General features: G+C 73.3%; 12 protein-coding genes. 1 reads left to right on the forward strand and 11 read right to left on the reverse strand.

The window, feature by feature from the left end; genetic code table 11:
- Nucleotides 1-63: 63 nt before the first annotated feature.
- Together DFJ67_RS14445 and DFJ67_RS43245 are read right to left on the reverse strand one after the other, a co-directional pair.
- Complete coding sequence (locus tag DFJ67_RS14445) at nucleotides 64-2799, reverse strand: helix-turn-helix transcriptional regulator (protein ID WP_116068355.1); 2736 nt, start codon at nucleotides 2797-2799, stop codon at nucleotides 64-66.
- Nucleotides 2800-2865: 66 nt separating this feature from the next.
- Nucleotides 2866-4980 (reverse strand): Hsp70 family protein, encoded by a 2115-nt coding sequence (locus DFJ67_RS43245; protein ID WP_203783799.1) that lies wholly within the window; start codon nucleotides 4978-4980, stop codon nucleotides 2866-2868.
- 185 nt (nucleotides 4981-5165) lie between these two features.
- Here DFJ67_RS43245 and DFJ67_RS14455 point away from each other — a divergent pair, with 185 nt between their 5' ends.
- A complete protein-coding gene (locus tag DFJ67_RS14455; RefSeq protein ID WP_116068356.1) occupies nucleotides 5166-5714 on the forward strand; it encodes a hypothetical protein in 549 nt (182 codons plus the stop codon).
- A 23-nt stretch (nucleotides 5715-5737) separates the two neighbouring features.
- On the opposite strand, the gene DFJ67_RS14460 is transcribed toward DFJ67_RS14455, so the two are convergent.
- The 9 genes from DFJ67_RS14460 to DFJ67_RS14500 form a co-directional block, all read right to left on the reverse strand.
- On the reverse strand, nucleotides 5738-7210 hold the full coding sequence (locus DFJ67_RS14460; protein WP_116068357.1) for a dynamin family protein: 1473 nt from the start codon (nucleotides 7208-7210) through the stop codon (nucleotides 5738-5740).
- Nucleotides 7207-8994 (reverse strand): dynamin family protein, encoded by a 1788-nt coding sequence (locus DFJ67_RS14465; RefSeq protein ID WP_116068358.1) that lies wholly within the window; start codon nucleotides 8992-8994, stop codon nucleotides 7207-7209. Before DFJ67_RS14465 ends, DFJ67_RS14460 begins: the two co-directional genes overlap by 4 nt.
- 102 nt (nucleotides 8995-9096) lie before the next feature.
- Nucleotides 9097-10152 carry a hypothetical protein gene (locus DFJ67_RS14470; protein ID WP_116068359.1) on the reverse strand — a complete coding sequence of 352 codons (1056 nt, stop codon included), beginning with the start codon at nucleotides 10150-10152 and terminating at the stop codon, nucleotides 9097-9099.
- Nucleotides 10153-10314: 162 nt separating this feature from the next.
- Nucleotides 10315-12528 carry a LuxR C-terminal-related transcriptional regulator gene (locus DFJ67_RS14475; RefSeq protein WP_116068360.1) on the reverse strand — a complete coding sequence of 738 codons (2214 nt, stop codon included), beginning with the start codon at nucleotides 12526-12528 and terminating at the stop codon, nucleotides 10315-10317.
- A 56-nt stretch (nucleotides 12529-12584) separates the two neighbouring features.
- The gene (locus DFJ67_RS14480) at nucleotides 12585-12941 is read right to left on the reverse strand and encodes an MmcQ/YjbR family DNA-binding protein (protein WP_116068361.1); all 357 of its coding nucleotides are present in this window, start codon (nucleotides 12939-12941) and stop codon (nucleotides 12585-12587) included.
- A 19-nt stretch (nucleotides 12942-12960) separates the two neighbouring features.
- Nucleotides 12961-15498, reverse strand: a complete 2538-nt coding sequence (locus DFJ67_RS14485; RefSeq protein WP_239097301.1) for a bifunctional polysaccharide deacetylase/glycosyltransferase family 2 protein — start codon at nucleotides 15496-15498, stop codon at nucleotides 12961-12963.
- Entirely contained in the window at nucleotides 15495-16517 is a 1023-nt protein-coding gene (locus DFJ67_RS14490) for a hypothetical protein (protein ID WP_116068362.1), read from the reverse strand. Before DFJ67_RS14490 ends, DFJ67_RS14485 begins: the two co-directional genes overlap by 4 nt.
- A gap of 386 nt (nucleotides 16518-16903) precedes the next feature.
- A complete protein-coding gene (locus tag DFJ67_RS14495; protein WP_170215843.1) occupies nucleotides 16904-17671 on the reverse strand; it encodes a dihydrodipicolinate synthase family protein in 768 nt (255 codons plus the stop codon).
- A 10-nt stretch (nucleotides 17672-17681) separates the two neighbouring features.
- Complete coding sequence (locus DFJ67_RS14500; protein WP_116076207.1) at nucleotides 17682-19358, reverse strand: dolichyl-phosphate-mannose--protein mannosyltransferase; 1677 nt, start codon at nucleotides 19356-19358, stop codon at nucleotides 17682-17684.
- Nucleotides 19359-19400 lie beyond the last annotated feature (42 nt).

Consider the following 19400-nt stretch of genomic DNA (forward strand, 5'->3'; position numbering starts at 1 on the left):
GCGAAGACCTCCGCAACCGCGACGGTAACAACCGCGAGCCCACCTGATCGCCAAATCGGCTGGTCAGGGGCTGGGTGTTCCGCCGAGCGCGCGGGTGAGCTGAGCCCGGTTGCGCACGCCGTGCCGCCGGTAGAGGCGGGTCAGCTTGGCCTCGATGGCCTTGACCGACAGGTGGGTGGCGCGGGCGATCTCGCGGTTGGTCGCGCCCGCCAGCAGCAGGTCGACGATCCGCCGCTCGGTCTCGGAGAGCCCCTGGCCCTGGCCGCCGTCGAGCCGCGACAGCTCGGCCTCGGCCGCGGCCAGCCACGGTGCGGCGCCCGCGGCGGCGTAGCCGGCGATGGCCTCGACCAGCGCGGACCGCGCCGCGCCGCGCCGGTGCGCCCGGCGCTCCAGCGTCGCCAGCGTGTGCCAGGACTTCGCGACCTCCATCGGATAGGGGTGGTCGCCGGCGTCGGCCAGCGCCTCGGCGAGGCCGACCGCCGCGCCGCGCGGCTCGCCGATCGCGGCCGTCACCAGAGCGGCGGCCCGGGACAGTCCGAGTTGGACGACACCGCGGTTGAGCTGCGCGGCGACCGCCCGGGTCTCGGCCAACACCTCGGCCGCCTCGTCGAGCGCACCGACGGCGGCGAGCGCCTCGACGAAATCGGCGTGCCAGAGGAACAGCGCCGGGTCGTTGCGGGACAGGCGACGCTCCAACTCCTGCGCCTTGCGGAACTCGGCGACCGCCGCGTCGGGGGCGTCCTGGAAGAGCAGCACCTGGCCGTGCGCGGCGTGGGCCAGCCGCAGCCAGTCTTCGTCGCCGGCCGCCGAGCAGGCCTCGATGGCCTGGACCAGCAGGCCCGCCGCGACGGCGGGGGAGCCGGCCAGCGTCTCGCCGAGCGCGCCGACCACCAGCCCGTGCCCCGGCGTCGCCTCCATGTCGAGGATCAGCCGCATGCCCTCGCGGCCGGCCCGCAGCGCGTCGGGGCCGCGGCCGGACCGAGCGTAGATCGACGCGGACGCGAGCAGCACGGTGGACAGGTCGCGCAGCGTGCCCGAGCGCAGCACCGCGTCGCGCTGGGTCTCGATCACCCGGATCGCCTCGGCCATGTCGCCGGCGTAGGCGCGGCCGCGCGCGTACATGGCCGCGGCGTGCACGCTCTCGGTGCTCGGCGGCAGGTCGGCGGCCAGCGACGCGGCGGCGCTGAGCAACCGGATGCTCTCCGGGTCGCGGGCGCCGTGGATCAGCGAGCGGGTGGCCAGCAGCGACACCAGGTGCTCGGTGGCGCCGGCCTCGCGTGCCTCGCCCTCGCCGCGCTTGAGCTCGGCGTCGGCCAACTCGATGTCGGCGTCGTAGTAGGCCTTGAGCGCCCGGTAGTGCCGGACCCGGCAGAGCAGCGCGGGGTCGTCGCCGGCGTCGGCGTAGGCGGCGTCGAGCACGGGCCCGACGGCCGACTGGTCCTGGCCGGCGAGGTCGACGATGAGCAGCCGCGCGCCCACGCGGACGCCCGGGTCGTCGGCCGCGGCGAGCGAGGCGGACGCCAGCCGGTGCGCGTCGGCGGTGAGGCCCGCGGCCTGCGCGTGCTCGGCGGCCGCGTAGCGGCGCGCGGCGGCCAGGCCCGGCAGCCCCGCCGGGGTGCGTTCGGCGGCCCGCTCGGCGAGGTCGGCGGCGACCGCCGGCGCGCCCCGCATCCGTGCCGTGGTGGCCGCCTCGACCAGTTGGGCGGCGAGGTCTTCGTCGTCGTGTGGCCGGGCCAGCGCGAGGTGCCGGGCGCGTTCGACCGAGTCGTCGGTGCGGGCCGCGATGTGCTCGTGCGCGGCGGCCCGGGCGGCCGGCGGGGCGTCGGCGTAGACCAACTCGCGCAGCAGCGGGTGTGCGAAGCGGACCATCTCGTCGGGACCGACGGTGGCCAACCCGGCCTCCATCGCCGCCTCGAGGCCGACCTTGGCGTCGCCGTCGCCGCCGACCAGGGCGACCGTCGGGCGGGCGGCGGCGGCCGCGCGGAGCAGCACCGGGCCGCTGTGCGCGGGCAGGCTGGCCAGCCGCTGGGCGAGCAACGGGCGGAGCCGCTCGGGCACCGGCAGCGGCTGGTCGACCCCGATCGTGCCGCCGCGGGCGACCAGGGTGCGGCCCAACTCGACAGCGAGCAGCGGGTTGCCCTGGCTGGCCTCGTGCACCCGGGCGATGGTGGACAGCGACAACACCGGGCCGAACCGCTCGCGGAGCAGGTCGGCGGTGTCGTATTCGGTCAGCGGCGGCAACAGCAACTCGCTGGTCGGTGCCGGGCACAGGTCGGCGTGCCGCGGACCGGCGGCCGTCTCGACCCGCTCGGCGCCGAGCAGCCGGACCCGGGCGCCGGCCAACCGGCGCGCGACGAAGCGCAGCACGCCGGCGCTGTGCGGGTCGACCCACTGGAGGTCGTCGACGAGCATCAGGACGGTGCGGTTGGCGGCGAGGCGGCGCAACACCTCGAGGGTGGCGAGGCGGACCGCGAGTTGGTCTTGCGCGGTGACCGGGGCGGCACCGCGGAGCAGGGCGCCGTCGAACGCGGCCCGCAGGTGGCGGGGGAGGCCGTCGCCGCTGACCCCGTCGAACAGGTCGACCAGCGTCAGGTAGGGCAGGCCGGACTCGACCTCGGCGGCGTTGGCGTGCAACACCAGCGGGTCGCCGGCCAACGCCGGGTAGGCCGCGAGCACGGTGGACTTGCCGATGCCGGCCGGACCGTAGACGACCACGCTCTCGCCCGCGCTCAACCGGGAATGGAGCAGGTCGAGAACGTCGGACCTGCCGACCGGGGTCGCGTCGCGGTTGAGTGCCACGAAAACGAGTCTGCCTTGCGATTTGTGTGCTGTCGGTCGGCGGTCCGGGCCTTTTTTCCTGAAGTCCTATCGCCGATCTTGGATGGTCACGCAGTTTCCGGTATTGAAGCCGCCCTCGGTGTCCTTCACCAGGACATCGGCGGCATCCGAGATCCGGGCGCAGACCTTAGGACTGTCGCCGATGATGTCGCGATAGTTGTTGCCGGTGACCGAGCGCACTGACGGCTGTTTGTCTTCGACGTAGAACCGGCCCTGCGGGCTCTGGCCGTCGCCGCCGTAAATGTGTAGGTGGAATCCGCCGGTGTTCCTCGGGGTCTGGCCCGCCCACTCCACCTGATATTCGACGACGAACTTCTCCTTGTCGACGAACGCCTGGGTGATGCAGACCCAGCGCGGGTTGGCCTGGATCGCGTCGGTGCACTGCTCGGCGGCGGGCAACACCGGTGCGGTGGGCCCGGCCGCGCCGGTGGCCGGCGTGGTGGGACCGCCACCGGCGTTGTTGTTCAGGCCGAGGCGGTCGCGGTTGACCCAGAGCGCGGCGCCGGCGAGCGCGACGACCAGCACCGCGATGATCGACAGCAACACGGTGCGGCCGCCGCGCCTGGGCGGGGCGGGCGGCGGGGGCGCGTAGTCGTAGCCGCCGGGGCGCGACCAGGTGGGTGCGGGCGAGGTCGGCGCGGGTGCCGAGCCGGCCCGGCCGGTGGCGAAGACGGTCGGCGGCATCCGCATGGTCGCCTGCTCCGGTTGTGGTGCGCGTGGTGGCGGCGCCTGTCGCGGCGGCGGGTTGCCGGCCGGGCGCGGCGGGCTCGACACCGGGCGGGCGGCCGGGCTGATCGGCGCGTTCGGCGTTTGCGGCGGCGCGGCCGGCGCACTGGGCATTTGCTGCTGCGGCGCGGCCGGTGCACCGGGCATGGCCGGCGGCGGGCCGACCGGTGCGTGCGCCGTCCTGCTCGGACCGGCCGGCGAGGACGCCTGCGGTGGCGCACTCACTGGCGAAGACGCCTGCGGCGGCGCGCTCACCGGTGCGGAGCCGCTGCTGCGGGTGGGTGGATGGTGGATGGTCACCGTCGCGGAGCCGCGCGCGGCGGCCGTGCCCGGTGCCGGGCCGGACGCCGGGGCCAGCGGCGCACCGGCCAGCCGGGCCGCGCCGAGCGCCACCGCGTGCTTGGGGTGCGCGTCGACCGCGACCGGCCGGTTGAGCTCGGCGGCGACCAGTTGCGCGACGATCGGCATCCGCGACGAGCCGCCGACCAGCAGCACCGAGTGCAGTTGCTCGGCCTCGACGGCGGCCGAGCGCAAGGCCCGGCGCAGCGCCTCGATCGAGCCGTAGAGCGCCGGCCGGACCATCGACTCCAACTCGCCGCGGGTCAGCCGGACCTCGGTGGAGACGTTGGGCAGCAGCACCGGAATGGATGCGTCGGTGTCGGCGGAGAGCGCCTCCTTCGCGGCCACGCACTCCTCGCGCAACCGGGACACCGCGGCGATCGCGCTCGGGTCGTCTTCGTCGAGTTCGTCGAGCTTGCCGCCGAGTGCCTGCACGACGTGGTGGAAGACCGCCGCGTCGAAGTCGATGCCGCCCAGCCGCTCGATGCCCTCGGGCTGGCCGAGGATCTCGAAGCCGGTCGCGGTCTTGCGCAACACCGCCGCGTCGAAGGTGCCGCCGCCCAGGTCGTAGACGGCGACCACGGCGCCGGTGTCGATCCGCTGCTGGCTCGCGTAGAACACGGCGGCGGCCTCGGGCTCGGTGGTGAACGAGACCGGGTCTTCGATGCCGGAGAGCCGGACGGCCTGGCGGAGCAGGTCGGTCTTGTAGGGACCCCAGTTGGCCGGGTGCGAGACGGTGATCGCCCGCGGCGCGCCGCCCTCCCGGGTGGCCACCTCGTCGAGGGTCCAGCGCAGCAGCCGGCCCATCAGCGCCTCGGCCGAGTAGGGCACGCCGCCGAGCAGGATCGGCGTGGTGTCGCCGAAGCGCCGCTTGAACTCGCGGGCCACCCGGTGTGGCTCGGTCAACCCGCGCCGGTTGGCCGGCTCGCCGGTCAGGAACGTCTCGTCTTCCCGCAGCAGCACCACCGACGGTACGGCGGCCGCCCGGCTGCCGAGGGAGGCGATCTCCGCGTGGCCCGCGCGCCAGGTAGCGGCAGCCGTGAACGTGGTGCCGAGGTCAACGCCGAGTGCGTACATCGCGGTCGCTCCGGTGGTCGTGGGCAGGGTGCTGGATCGAGTGTTCTTGATGGCACAGCGGCGCGCCGGATGCTGTCGGGTGTCCGACCGCGCGGTCGTGCCGATTGGGCAACGTGGCGTGAATGGGGGACGTGACGGGGAAGTCCCCGACGGCGGCGGCGCGGGTGCCGCCATAGTGTTGACGCATGGATGCGCGACCACTCAAAGACGTCTTCGCCGGCCTCGTCGGCGACCCGTCCGCAGGTGCTGACGCGCTGGCCGCCGCCGGCCACGACCTGCCGGCCGACCTGGTCGCCGAAGCCGTGGTCAGCTTCGCCGGCACGGCACCGGCCGAGGTCGCCGAGCATCTGGCCCCGTTCGTCACCGCCAACAGCGGCGTGCCGACCGACGACGCCGGCACCGACGACTGGTTTGACCTGCTGGTCACGGCGCCCGACCCAAACGAAGGCGAAGAGCTCGACGACGGCACCGCCTTCGACGCGCCGCCGGCCGACCATGCCGGGTTCGGCGAGCTCGACTTCGGCACGGGTGCCGACGCCGACGGCGACGTCGACGCGGTGACCGACGACGACCTCGACGCGGATCTCGACGACTTCGACGACAGCCCGGCCGGTGCCACCGACGGCCAGGCCGACGAGCCGGTCCTCGACCTCGACGGCGACCTCAGCGGTGACCTCGACGACGCGGATGACGACGACAGCGACGATGCCGACGACGCCGATCTCGACGGTTGACCGGCCGGGCGGTCGCGGCATGGTCAGCGCGCCCGGCCGTTGAGGTCGGCCAGCAGTCCCTCGCAGGAACGCACCGCCACCCGGGCCGCGACCGCCATCTCGTGTGCCGTCATCGGGTTCTCGGCCCGCCGCTGCCAGCGCACCAGCGCCTCCGACGCCGCCGCCCGCAGTTGGCCGGCCCCGGCGTCCGGCGGCAGGTCGAGGCGGATGTGCGGCGCGGTGCCCGTACCCCCGATGACCCGTTCCAGTTCGTCGACCACCGCAGGCTTGCCGCCGAGCCACCCGGCGCGCAGGGTGGCCAGCACCCGCAACTCGTTGAACGGGTGGGCGGACGCGACGATCTCCTCGACCTCCGCCGCGACGGCCGGGCTGCCCGGGCGCGGGCGGGTGCGGGCCAGCGAGTCGAGGGCGAGCAGGGCCGAGCGGGCCTTGAGCACGTCGCGCCGCTCGAAGAAGAGCGACGTGAGGACCTCCTGGAGGTCGTTGAGGCCGCTGCGGTCGGTCAGCTCGCGGGCCACCGAGGTCGCGGTGGTCAGCGCGCCCTGGCGCAGCAGCGTGCTCGCCAGCCGGATGCCGTAGAGGCCGAACCGGGCCAGCAGCGCTTCCCGCTCGATCGAGGTCAGCCCCAGCTCGGGCAGCGTGTTGACGAACCGGTCGGCGGTGAGCATCAGCTCCTCGGCCGGTTTGACGTCGAGCGCCGCGACCGCGCGCAACTGCCGCACCTCGGTCTCGGTCAGTGTCGCCGCGGTCTCCGCGAGCAGGCCGGCGACCGGCACGACGGTCTGCACCACCCGGCGCACGTTGGCGTCGGTGGCGAGCCGGGTGGCGATCCGGCGGGCCGAGGCCATCGCGTCGAGCCGGCCGACGCCGATCTCGTCGGCCCGCGACAGCACGCCGATCGCGTTGACCGGGTTGGGCCGGGACACCTCGGTGTCGTGGAACGCGTGCAGGAACTCGAGGTCTTTGGCGTGCAGGTGGCGCATCAGGTAGAGCACCGCGTCGGCCGGCGTCTCCTCGTCGTCGGGTGCGAGCAGCTCCCACGCGCGCTGCGAGACCCGTTCCGAGAGCGAGCCGATGCCGGGGGTGTCGATCAGCGTGGCACCGCGCAGCGCCTGCGACGGCCAGGTGATGTCGAGGGAGTGCACGTCCTCCGGTTGGGTGCCGCCGAGGTCGACCTCGATCGCGCCGTCTTCGCGGGTGAAGCGGAGCTGGCGGGGCGAGCCGGAACGCGGGTGCAGGGTGACCCGGTAGGTGTGCCCGTCGCGGTACCAGGTGACGATCCGGGTGCACTCGCCCGCGTCGGTCGGCGCCAGCCGGTCGGACACCAGGGCGTTGAGCAATGTGGACTTGCCGGACTTGACCCGGCCGGCGATCGCCACCCGCAACGGCTCGTCGAGCCGCGCGCGCACCTCGGCGATCCGCTGGTCGAACCCGCTGCCCCGATAGACCTGGGCCGCCGTGGTCAGCGCCGCCCGGGTCCGGTCGACCAAGCTCATGCCGCACCGGCCAGCTTGGCCGCCCGCTCGCGGAGTTGGCGCAGCCGGGTCAGCTCGGCGTCGAGGTCTTTGAGCCGCTTCTGCCGGTCGGCCTGGGAGCGCTTGGCCGTGTCGGTGGCGCCGGCCAAGGCGGTCGCGGTCGAGCGGTTGAGCTCTTCGGCCAGCCCGGTGTAGTGGTCGCGGAGCTGGCGCTGCACGCGGCGCACGGTGTCGCGGCTGTCTTTGCCCATCACGAAGCTGATCTCGTCGCAATAGCGGCGCATCGCGTTCTTGCCCTGCGCCCGGCGCTTTTCGAGCTGGCGTTTCTTCTCGTCCTTGAGGCCGCGATGGCCCATCACCACGCCGATGCCGATGCCGATCGGGCCCAGCGCGACGCCCATCAGGCTGCCGAGCATGGTGAACATCAGGGCGCCACCGTACGCGCTCTTCAGCGCCACCATCACCTGCTTGCCGGCGGTCATCTTGGCCAGCTCGATCCGGTGCTCGAGCGGCCGCTCCTCGACCAGCGGGGTCGGGTTGTAGACCTTGAGCAGCTCGATCGCCTCGCCGGACGCCTCGTGGAAGTGGGTGGCCACCTGCTCGCTCAGCTCGGTCGCCCGCCGGCGCAGGTAGGTGTAGTTGCCGAGCAGGTCGTAGGAGATCCGGGCGCGCAGCCACTCCTCCATCTCCGGCCACATGTCGGCCGGGTCGACCTCGTCGATCGCGTCGTCGGCCTCGGTGGTGATCTTGCGGATCCGGTCGCGCAGGTCGAAGTCGACATCAGCGGTCAGGTCGGCGGTGCCGTCGTTGAGGGTCACGCTCCACCGGGCGGCCGCGGTCTTCAGCTCTTCGACCCGGCGCTTCGCGGTGTTGAGGTCTTCCAGGATCCGCTGCGCGCTGGCCGGGTCGGCGAGCGAGTCGCGTTCGCCGGAGAACTGGCTGGTGAGCTGGTCGCAGACGGCGACCACCTCGGCCGCGGCGTCGGCGGAGCGGCGGGTGGCGGCGCCGCCACCGACCCGTTCCTGCACGAAGCGGACCACGTCTGGGAAGCCGGACTCGGTGTTGAGCGCCTGGTCGTTGCTGCGCACGGCGCGGGCACGCAGCGGCGAGGCGACCGGCATCAGCGGCATGTCGCCGACCATCCGGAGGTGGCCCGCGTTGAGGTCGCGGATCCGCCGCCAGGCCGGGTAGAAGTCAATCTTGGTGAGCACGCAGACCACCGTCGGGCAGAGTTCGTGTGCCTGGCGGAGGAACTCGACCTCGCTGCGGGTCAGCTCCTGGGCCGCGTCGGTGACGAACAGGACCGCGTCGGCGACGGAGATCGCGGCGAGCCCGGCTGCGGCATGCGCGGAACCGAGCCCGCCGACACCTGGGGTGTCGACCATGACCAGCCCACCGGCGAGGATCTTGCGGGGGACGGTGACGTCGACGCGGGCCACCCGGCTGCCCTGGTCGCTCTCGACGACGTGCCGGCGCAGGTCGGCGAAGTCGACCTTTTCGCGGCGCGGCGGGTTGTCGTCGTAGACCAGCGTGGCGGTCTTCTCCTCACCGTGCCGGACGAACGTGGGCACCGCGGTGGCCACGTCGTCGTCGACCGGGCAGACCGCCGTGCCGAGCAACGCGTTGATCAATGAGCTCTTGCCCTGTTTGAACTCGCCCGCCACGACGATGTGCACCGCCGGATCGTCGAGCCCGGCGCGCGCCTTGCCGAGCCGGGCGGCGAGGTCTTCCCGGCCGTAGGCCGCGCAGGCCTTGACACCGAGATCAACCAGCGTGCTGGCTGGCGCGGTAGCTGGCTGCGTCATCGCGGGCTATCCCTCCGGTGTGTACGGCGCAGCGGGCCGGCCGGACCTTTCGGTCCGGCCGCCCGCTGTCGGCGAGAGGTGTGTAGTTGGGTGTGGGCCAGATCAGACCGGGGCGTCCGCGTCGTCGTGGTCGTCGGCGTCCCGCAGGGTGTGCTCCTCGGGCTCGTCGAGCGTCCGGACCGGCGGCAGGCTGAAGTCGTTGTCCTGGTCGAAGTGCGAGTCCTGGTCGCCGTCGCCCTGCTCGGTGTTGACGACCGAGTCGTCGGCGTCGATGGTCGTGGTCTCGGTGGTGGTGGTGTCGTTGTCCTCGTTGGTCGTGTCGCCGTCGCCGAGGCCGATCGCGGAGTTGTCGTTGTCGGTGATGTTGGTGCCGGAGCCGACGTTGGAGTCGTCGAGCTCGGAGTCGTTGACGCTGGTCACGTCGCCGTCGCCGAAGTTGATGACGCCGTCGTTGTCACCGTCGACGTCAACGTCGTTGGCCTGCTGCTGGTTGTTGTTGCCGACGATCGCGTCGTCGACGTCACCGTCGGCCACGATGCCGGTGTTGGTGCCGGTCACCACGGGCGCCTCGTTGTCGCCGTCGATCTGCACCGCGCCGTCGCTGTTGACCAGGTTGTCGCCCTCGATGTCGCCGTCGACGACCTGCGAGTTGTCGCCGGTGGCGGCGTTGACGTCACCGTCGGCCTGGCCGACCGCCACGGCGCCGTCGCCGTCAGCGAACGCGTTGTTGGTGTCGACGTCGATGTCGCCGTCGAAGTCGTCGCCGACCTCGATGTTGGTGCTCTGGTCGACGATCTCGTTGATCACGTCGTTGTCGTTGGTGACCTGCGTGACGTAGGTCAGGTGCTGCACGACCTGCTCCATCGACTGCGGGCCGGAGGTGACCTGGTGCGCCGGGGGCGTGTATTGCCCGCCGCCACCGCCGCCGCCGCTGGTGTAGCTCTGCAGGGCGCCGCGCGCCTCGGCCGGGAAGCCGGGCTCGCCGCAGGCCTGCTGCACGATCGCCGGCATGTCCAGACCGGACAGGTCGTGCTCGCTGATGCCCTGGGCGACGAGTTCGCCGTTGGGGTTGCTCACGAACTGCAGCGCCTTGTTGGGGTCCGTCGCCAGCTCCTTGATGAAGTTGACCAGGAGGTTGGTGATCTCGACGTTCTGCATTTCCTTGCCTCCTTTAGAGATGTCTCCCGGCCTGTCTGGCGGGTATGGATACAGCCTGGCCGCCGGCCCACCCCCCGGACATCGGGAAGACCCCCCTCGGTGTGGGAGGCGGATAGGGGGTACCTAGCAGACCGCGAAACACCCCGGTCATGACGCGGAGTGTCAGGAATCAAGCAGGGATTTCAGGGCCGCGACGAATTCGGCCCGATCAGTGGCGCCGACCTTGGTGCGGATCCGCGCGACGTGGTGCTCGACGGTCTTCGGCGAGATGAAGAGCTGCGCTCCGATTTCTTTATGGGTACGCCCGTCGAGCACCAGCCGGGCCACCTCGATCTCCCGCTCGGAGAGCCCCGCGGTGTTGGTCTCGGCGGCCGGTGCGGCCACACCGGACAGTTCGCGGGCCACCTCGAGCAACCGGCGGGCGGCGGTCGGGTCGCCGGTGCGGATCGCCGCGTGCCCGGCCAGCCGCGACCCCTCCCAGGGCAGCTCGGCGCCGGCCAACCGCTCGACGGCCGTGACCACCTCGGTGACGTCGACCGTGCCGGCCGTCGACCGGGCCCACGCCGCCGCGGCAGCGGCCTGGGCGCGCTGGCGCTCCTGGCCCGGCGCGGCCGCGGCGATCGCGTCGGCGGCGGCCTTGACCGCCGTCGCGTCGTCGGTGGCGACCGCGAGCTGCAACCGGATCCACTCCACCGTGACCCGCCAGGCCGGTGGGTCGCCGAGACCGGCGACCGCGGTGTCGAGGGCAGCCAGCACCGGGGTGATCCGCTGTGGCCGGCGCAGCCGGGTGGCCGCGACGGCCAGTTCCTCGATCTGCTCGGCCTGGAAGAGGTCGACCGACTGCCGGGCCAGCACCGGCTCGACGCTGACCCACGCGTCGCGGAGTTTGGCGACGTCACCCGAGCGCCGGGCCAGGCCCGCGCGCAACGCGGCCGCCAGCAGTGCCTCCCGCCCGGCCAGCCCCGCGCCGAGCCGGCGCAACTCCGCGACCGCCGCGTCGTAGCGGCCCGTGCGCAGCCCGACCCAGGCCAGCAGCAGCCGGTGCCGTTGCGCACCGACCGGCCCGCCGATGCCCCGGTCGAGCGCGCGGCGCAGCAGGTGCTCGGCGGTCGCGGCGTCGCCGGCGGTCACCGCGACGACCGCACCCCACGCGTGCGGCGTGTCCGGCAGGACCACCGCCGGCGGCATCCGCTCCGCGGCTTCGGCGGCCTCGATCAGGAGGGGTACGGCGGTCGCCGGCTCCTCGGCCGCCGCCAGCACGCCTTCCCCCAGCAGCCGCAGCGGCCCCTGCGCCGTTGCCAGGATCTCCCGCGCGACCGCCAGCCGGCCCAGCGCGACCAGTGCGGGCACGGCCAGCAGCGGGCCGGGCGGTGCGCTGCCGGTGAGGGCGTCGGCGGCCCGCGCCGGCCGGCCGTCGTGTGCCGCGACGGCACCGGCGACCAGGGCGAGCCGCTGTGCGACGTCGGGATCGCCGGCCGCGCCCGGGTCGACGGGCAGCCCGACCAGCGCCGCCGCTTCGGCCCGGCCGGCCGCGATCGAAGCCGGTTCGGTGCCGGCGTCCACCGCGTCGTCGTACCAGCCGATCGCCGCCGCCGGGTCGCTGAACCGCAGCCGGTCGCCGGCGGCGCGGAAGACGTCGCCCCCGGCGCGGATCCCCGCCGCCCGGAGCTGGGTCGCCGCGGCGACCGGGTCGGCGCCCGAGTCGGCGAGTGCCCGCGCGACCCGGCCGTGCAACCGCCGCCGCTCGGCCGGCGCCAGGTCGGCGAGCAGCGCCTCGGCCACGGCGGGCACGACCCGCTCCGCGTCGGGCACCAGGAAGCCGAGGTCGCGCAGCGCGCGCAGGGCGGCGGCGACGCCATCGGCGGTTTGCCCGGTGGCGGCGGCCAGCACGTCATCGCGCAGGTCGAGGCCGAGCGCGGCGACCCGCGCGACATCGGCGACCCGGGACGGCTCGGTGGCCAGCCGGCGCTGCACCCGGGGCAGCAGCGCGCCGGTCGCGGCGAGAGCGGCGATCGCGGGCCAACCGCCCGACGCGACGTGCAGATCGGCCCGGCCGGTCAGCGCCGCGGTCGCGGCGGCGTCGAGCGGGCCGAGCGCAACGACGCCGTCGCGGGCGGCGACCTCATCGAGCTCGGCCAGCAGCGGCGGATCGAGTGTCGGGCGCCGGGCGAGCAACACGGGCGTGCCGCGCCGGGCCTCGTCGGACAGCCGGCGCAGCGTCGCCTCGTCGAGCCGGTGCGGGTCGTCGACGACGATGGCCGGCGCGGACTCCGGCACCTCGGGCTGGTCGGGCGTGACCCACACGGCGCCGGGCACGGCCAAGGCGCGCAGCCGGTGCGTTCGACCGGCTCCGTCGACCCCGACCACGACCGCCACGACCGTTCACCCTGCCAGAGCGGCGGCCCGGCGCGCGCTGACGGATTCCCGACCCGTCATTCGAGCTCGGCGAGCAGGCGCTTCGGTGCGACGGTCCGGTAGGCGTCGACGGCCAGCTCGCGGATCTCGGCCCAGTCCGGGTCGCGGTCGAGCCGGACGCCGAGCCAGCCGCGGTGCCCGACGTAGGGCGGCCGGAAGAAGACGTCCGGGTTCTCGGCGATCAACTCGGCCTGCACACCGGGCGGCGCCGCGCAGCACAGATGCGGGAACGTGTTCTCGTGATGGCCCCGCACCGCCAGGGTCAGGAACGACGTCTTGCCGCGGACGAACCAGGTCGGCTCGCCGTGGCTGAGCCGCTCGGTGGTCTCCGGCAGCGCCAGGCAGATCTCGCGCATCCGTGCCAGCAGGTCCATCCGCACAGTCTGCCCGTCATCAGTTGTGCACGGCGGCTTCGCCGGTGCGGACCAGCTTGTGCCAACGCAGCCGGCCACCCGTGAGTGCGGTGACCAGAGACTGGATCAACACCAGATACATCAACTGGCGGTACGCGAACTGCTGGAGCGGGAGTGTCCAGAGTGGGGTGAGCCGCTCCTTGTCGAGCTTGAAGGCGACCACGCCGGTGACCAGTTGCATGCCGAGCATCGCCAGCCAGGCGAGCACGGTCTCCGTCCGGCCGGCGAACAGCACACCGTAGACGGCGAGCAGGTCGATGACGGGGGCGAGCAGCGGCAGCGCGATGCCGAACAGCGCGAGGAACGGCAGCCCGCGGCGGCCGAAGCGACCCGACGGCCCGTCGTCGACGACGGCCCGGCGGTGCTTCCACATCGCCTGCATCGTCCCGTAGCTCCAGCGGTAACGCTGCCGCCAGAGCTGGCCGAGCGACGCGGGCGCCTCGGTCCAGGCGCGGGCGCGGCCCTCGTAGACCACCTTCCAGCCGGCGCGGCAGAACGCGATCGTCACGTCGGTGTCCTCGGCGAGCGTGTCGTCGCTCATCCCGCCGATCGCCAGCAGGGCGTCCTTGCGCCAGGCGCCGATCGCGCCGGGCACGGTCGGCATGCAGCGCAGCGCCTCGTAGAGCCGGCGGTCGAGGTTGAAGCCGATCACGTACTCGATGTGTTGCCAACGGGCCACCAGGCTCTTGCGGTTGCCGACCTTGACGTTGCCGGCGACCGCGCCCACCTCCGGGTCGGCGAAGGGCTGCACGAGCTGGCGGACCGAGTCCTCTTCGAACACGGTGTCGCCGTCGACCATCACGACGATGTTGGCGCTGGCCGCGGCGACACCGGTGTTGAGCGCGCTCGACTTGCCGCCGTTGGGCTTGCGGATCACCCGCACGTTGGGCAGGCCGAGCGCCTCGGCGATGTCGGCGGTGCCGTCGGTCGAGCCGTCGTCGACGACGATCACCTCGATGCCGCCGGGATGATCGCCGCTGGCCAGCGAGCTGACCGCCGACTCGATGCCCTCCCGCTCGTTGTAGGCGGGCACGATCACCGAGACCTTCTCGGTCACCGGCGGGCCCCACGTGAAGGCGCCGCGGCGACGCCTGGCCTGACGACCGGAGAGCACGAAGAGCAGCAGGGTACGGGCCAGCGTCAGGGCGCCGACGACGAGGAAGAGGATGGCGAAGAAGTCGAGCGACCAGTCGGCGATCCGCACCGCGCTGGCCAGGGCCATGCCGCGCTGTTCGTCTTCGGCCGAGGCGGGCGGGTTGCGCAGCACCGTCGGCGCGGCGCCCGTCTCCGGGTCGGCCAGCGTGCGTTGGAGGCCGTCGGTGACCGTGACGAAGGCGTACCCCTTTGCCTGCATCATCGGGATGAACCGGTCGAGGGCCTGCACAGTCTGCGCGCGGTCGCCGCCCGCGTCGTGCATCAGGATGACCGCGCCCGCGTCGTCCTTCGGCGTCATGTTCTCGATGATCCGGTCGATGCCGGGGCGGGCCCAGTCGTCGCTGTCGAGGTCGTTGACCACGGTCACGTAGCCGAAGGTGCCGGCCTGGGTGATGAGGTTCCACGAGGCGTCGTCGATCGCGTCGACCCGCGACGAGTAGGGGAAGCGGAGCAGCGAGGTGCGCACGCCGGCCGCTTCGGCCAGCGCGAGTTGGGTCTGCGAATACTCCATCCGGCGGCGCCACCCGGGCAGGTTGGCGACGTCCGGGTGGGTGAACGTGTGCACGCCGAGTTCGTGGCCCTTGCTGACCAGGTTCGCCGCCTCGTCGGGGTAGCGCACCACCTGGGAGCCGACGACGAAGAACGTCGCCTTGGCGTTGTAGCGGTCGAGGGCGGCCATCACTCGCGGCGTCCATACCGGGTCCGGGCCGTCGTCGAAGGTGAGCGCGATGGTCTTCGGCGGGAGCCGGTAGGAGCGGGGGGTCTGGCCCGGCGCCGCGTTGATGATCGGGCCACCGTCGACGATCTGCTCCGGCACGATCGTGGCGTCGCCGGCCTCGCCCACGTGATCGGGTGCGAACCGGGCGTTGGCGTAGGCCTCGACGAGCAGCAGGCTGACGAAGACGAAGACCAGGACGGCGGCGACGACCCATTTGGGCCGGGGTACGACGCGGCGGCTCGGCTTTCGCGGCGGGGTGGTGGTTCCGGGACTGACGTCGATCGGTGGCGGTGGCGGTGGCGGCGCGAGCGCCACCGCGGTGCTCGCCAGCGGGGCTGGGTCGACCTGGCCGATGGCCCGCTGGCCGGGGACCGCGCGGGCGATGCCGGTCGCGGTCCGGGAGGTGTTGAGCGGCCAGTGCGGTGGCTGGTCGCCGGGCACGGTCGCACGGCCGGTCGCCGGTGGTTCCGGGATCGGGTCGGCGTCGGGGATCGGTTGGGTGTCCTCGTCGTCCGCAGGGCCCTCAGCCATGGGCGGATAGTGCGGGCCGATCTTCATGCCGGCCGGAACGGTGGCCTTGCCGCGGACGGGCTCGCCGGCAGCGCCAGCGAGCCCGTCCTGCGGATCAAGGGTTGGTGCGCTCATGCGGCGCTGTCGGTCGGGGAGGGCTCGGCGGTCGCCGTAGCCACGGAGGTCGCCTCCGGCGTGCCGGGAGCGTCCGGTGTGGAGCCGGAACCGCTGCCGGAGTCGCCGGTGCTGCCGCCGGCGGACTCGGTCGGGGCGCCGGTCTCCGTGCCGCCGCCGGTGCCGGGGTCCGGCGTTCCGGGGTCGCTCGGGCTGGGCGCGTCGGAGCCGCCGCCGGTGCCACCGCTGCCGGTGCCACCGCCGGTGCCGCCGCCGTCGCCGTCGCGGGTGCCGCCGGTCTCGCCGCCGCCCGTGCCGCCGCTCTCGCCGCCCCCGGTGCCGCCACCCGAGTCGCCGGCGCCGGTGCCGTTGCCGGTGTCGCCGCCGGTCCCGGAGCCGCCGCCGTTGCCGCCGCCCGTGCCACCGCCGTTGTCGTTGCCGGCCGGCGGGTCAGGTACCTCGCCGCCACCGCCGCCACCCTGCTGGTCGCCGGGCGGAGGCGGTTGGGTCGGGTTCTCGGTCGGCGGGGTGGTCGGCTCCTCCGTCGGCGTGGCCTCCGGCGGCCGGGTCGGCTCGCTGGTCACCGGCGGTGGCGAGACGGGCGCCGTGCCCTTGGTCGGGCTCGGCGTCGGCCGGGCCGCGACGGTGAGGGTCGAGGTGCTCAACCCGCCCGGCCCACCGGGTGCGGTCGGCGGCGGCAGGGGCGCCACGAACGGCCCGGGGTTCGGCGGGCGGAATGCGGTGTGCAGGGCGGTCTCGGCGGTCGCGTCCTTGTCGGGGCGCTGGACGCGGTCGGGGAACGGCATCAGCGCGTGCGGCAGGGCGGGGCCGCCGGCGATGCTGACCCCGACCAGCGCGGTGTAGCTGAGGCAGATGGCGCCGATGCCGTACGCCGCGAGGCGCACGAGCCGGCGCCGCCGGCCGGTCTCATCGACGAAGATGGGTGCCGCTGGATCCTGCCCGAGGGCCGCTCCGGGCACGTCGAGGGGCTCTGCGGCGCTGACGATGATGTCGGTTTCGGGCTCCTGATCCGGAATCACGCCGGGAAGCGTATGGACCACTCTGTGCAATGAGGAGGCAAATGTCACCCATCAGGGCGTCGGTGGGTCTGGTCATAAAACTGCCCGAACCGGCCGTCACCTAGCGGCTGAAGGGCACATGAATCCGGATAGATCGGACTCACGCGACCCTGACCAGCACGGATGTCCAACATCAAAAAGGTGACGGGGAACCGGTGCGATAGCTGCTGTCCGGTAAGTGACACTTGCGCGACTTGTTCGGCGATGCTCGCGTCGGGAATCCGACCGCACATCTACCCCGCATCACCCGTTGTGCCAGTGATCGCCGATCGTTAAGCTCTCATGTGCGCGCCCCTATCGCCCGCTTCCCCCGTGGCAGGCGATCGGGGCGCGCACCTATTTGCGGCTCAGCCGAGGCGTGCGGCCGCTGAGGTCCCATAGCGTGCGGCGACCAGCGACTTGAGCCCGGCGGGAAACGACTCCTTGGCCCGCAGGTGTGGCGCGAGCAGTGCCCGCTGTGCCGCCGGGTCACCGCCGAATGCGGCCAGCGACTCCGCCGGATAGGCGTTGGCGACCGCGAGGATCGCCCCGGCCGCGCCGAGCGCGCCGGCCAGCAGCACCAGCGCGGCCGAACCCACATAGACCCTGCCGTCCCACACCGCCAGCTCCTGGAGCAGCCGCTCGGCCGAGCCGGTCGAGTCCTTCACGCCGGCGATCGGCAACTCCGGCAGCGCGGTCACCGGCACCTCGCCGCCGGCCGTGCCGGGGAAGTGGTAGGCCAGCACCGGTGCCGGGCCGGCGGCCTTGGCGACCGCGGCGTAGTAGCCACCCAGGTCGCCCGGCCGGCGTGGCGGTGCCACCAGCACCGCGTCGGCGCCGGCACCGACGGCCGCTTCCACGCGGGCCGCGGCCGCGCCCCGCCACGCACCGCTGGCCCCGGTCAGCACGGGCACATTGCTTGGCAACGCGGCCCGGACCGCGGCGGTCAGGCCGGCCAACTCCTGGTCGGAGAGAGTGTCGGACTCGCCGGTGCTGCCACCGACCAGCACGGCCTGGATGCCTTCGGCGGCCAGCCGGGCGGCGTGTGCCGCCGTCGCGCGCTCGTCGACCGCGCCGTCGTCGTCGAACAGGGTCACCAGCGCTACCGCGACGCCGGTCCAGAGCGGTTCGGTCACGCCGAACACGCTATATCCAGCGGGAGCCCAACCACATCCGCGCGGCCCAGTCGGCGTAGGGCATGGCGTCGCCGACAAAGACCTTGTAGAAGTAGCCGAAGCAGAGCACCACCAGCACCAGGTAGGCGCCGGCGACCACGCCGCCGACCAAACGGCGGTCGGCGAGTCTTCGCACCGAGTCGGCGGACGGCAGCGCTCTGGTGGCCGGCGACATGATCGCGCCGAGCGCGTAGACCACCGCGAGGATCATGAACGGCAGCGCGGGCGCGGTGTAGAACGAGAACATCGTGCGGCCGTTGTCGATCGCGAAGTAGAACCACGGGATCAGGCCGAAGAAGACCATCAGCAGGATCGCGCCGGCCCGCCAGTCGCGGCGCGCGATGCCGAGCCAGACCAGCGCGGCCAGCGCCGGCAGGAACGACCACCACAGCACCGGCGTGCCGAGCAGCAGCACCTCCGACGCGCACGAGTCGGTGCCGCAGGTGCCGGTGTTGGACCAGTAGAACGCGACCGGGCGGCCGAGCAGCAGCCACTGCCACGGCCACGACTGGTAGGTGTGCTTGGTGTCGAGGCCCTCGTGGAACTTGAGCGCTTCCTGGTGATAGTGCAGCAGGTTGTGCAACGCACCGATGACCGGCGGCTCCGGCCGGTTGTTGTCGGCCAGCCAGTGCCGGTAGAAGCCGTCGTCGGTGAGGAACCAGCCGCTCCAGCTCGCCAGGTAGACCACCAGGGCCACCCCGATGAACATCACGATCCAGCCGAACTCGTCGAGGAACGTGTCGCGGATCGGGTGCCGGGCGCCGACGGTGCGGCGGGTGCCGTATTCCCACCAGAGGATCAGGATCAGGAACGCGGGCAGGAAGAACAGCGCGCTCCACTTGACCGAGACGGAACAGCCGAACAGCACCGCGGCCGCGAGCCGCCACCACGGGAACGCGAAACCGAGGCGGCCGGCCCGGCCGAGGCGGGTCGGGTCGAGCCCGTTCTCCATCGCGGTCAGCCAGCGGCGGCGGCGCGCGTCGCGGTCGGCCACCAGCGCGCCGAACGCGGCGAGGATGAACAGCAGCAGGAAGATGTCGAGGATCGCGGTGCGCGACAGCACCAGGTGGAAGCCGTCGAGCGCGAGCAGCAGGCCGGCTGCGGCGCCGAGCGTGGTCGAGCCGAACATCCGCCGCGCGATCCGCACCATGACCAGCACCGAGATGGTGCCGGCGACGGCGGCGGAGAAGCGCCAGCCGAGCTCGGGGGCGGCGGTCCAGAGGTGACCGGCGGCGCGCACGTTGCCGTCGGCGTCCTGGTAGCCGAACATCCACTCGCCGATCGCGATCAGCCATTTGCCGAGTGGCGGGTGGACCACGTACGACGCGACGTTGTCCTTGTAGTTCCATTCGACGCCCTTGGTGAGCAGACCGTAGGCGTCTTTCGCGTAGTAGGTCTCGTCGAAGATCTTGCCGGGCGGATGGGACAGCCCGACGAACCGGACCACCGCCGCGATCGCCACGATGAGGCCGGTGACCGCCCAGGACCACGGATCGCGCCGCGCGTCGAAGGGCAGCAGCCGGCGCCGGATCACATCGGGCACGGCTTTCGCCGGCGCCGCTATGGAGGTCGGTGTGTCGCGCTCCGGTGCCTTGGCCTCCTCGGGGCCGGCATCGGGGCTCGCTACGCTCGTCGCCGCCAGGGTCACCACGCGATCGTAGGCCGCCGAGACCGAATTGAGGTGTTCGGC

It is taken from the genome of Asanoa ferruginea (genome assembly GCF_003387075.1).
GTDB lineage: Bacteria > Actinomycetota > Actinomycetes > Mycobacteriales > Micromonosporaceae > Asanoa > Asanoa ferruginea.

Bases quoted from the DNA above. Each gene is read 5' to 3' on its own strand.
- DFJ67_RS43245 (WP_203783799.1), bottom strand. From the start codon at position 4,980: ATGTACGCACTCGGCGTTGACCTCGGCACCACGTTCACGGCTGCCGCT.
- DFJ67_RS14465 (WP_116068358.1), bottom strand. From the start codon at position 8,994: ATGACGCAGCCAGCTACCGCGCCAGCCAGCACGCTGGTTGATCTCGGT.
- DFJ67_RS14455 (WP_116068356.1), top strand. From the start codon at position 5,166: ATGGATGCGCGACCACTCAAAGACGTCTTCGCCGGCCTCGTCGGCGAC.
- DFJ67_RS14460 (WP_116068357.1), bottom strand. From the start codon at position 7,210: ATGAGCTTGGTCGACCGGACCCGGGCGGCGCTGACCACGGCGGCCCAG.
- DFJ67_RS14480 (WP_116068361.1), bottom strand. From the start codon at position 12,941: ATGGACCTGCTGGCACGGATGCGCGAGATCTGCCTGGCGCTGCCGGAG.
- DFJ67_RS14485 (WP_239097301.1), bottom strand. From the start codon at position 15,498: ATGAGCGCACCAACCCTTGATCCGCAGGACGGGCTCGCTGGCGCTGCC.
- DFJ67_RS14470 (WP_116068359.1), bottom strand. From the start codon at position 10,152: ATGCAGAACGTCGAGATCACCAACCTCCTGGTCAACTTCATCAAGGAG.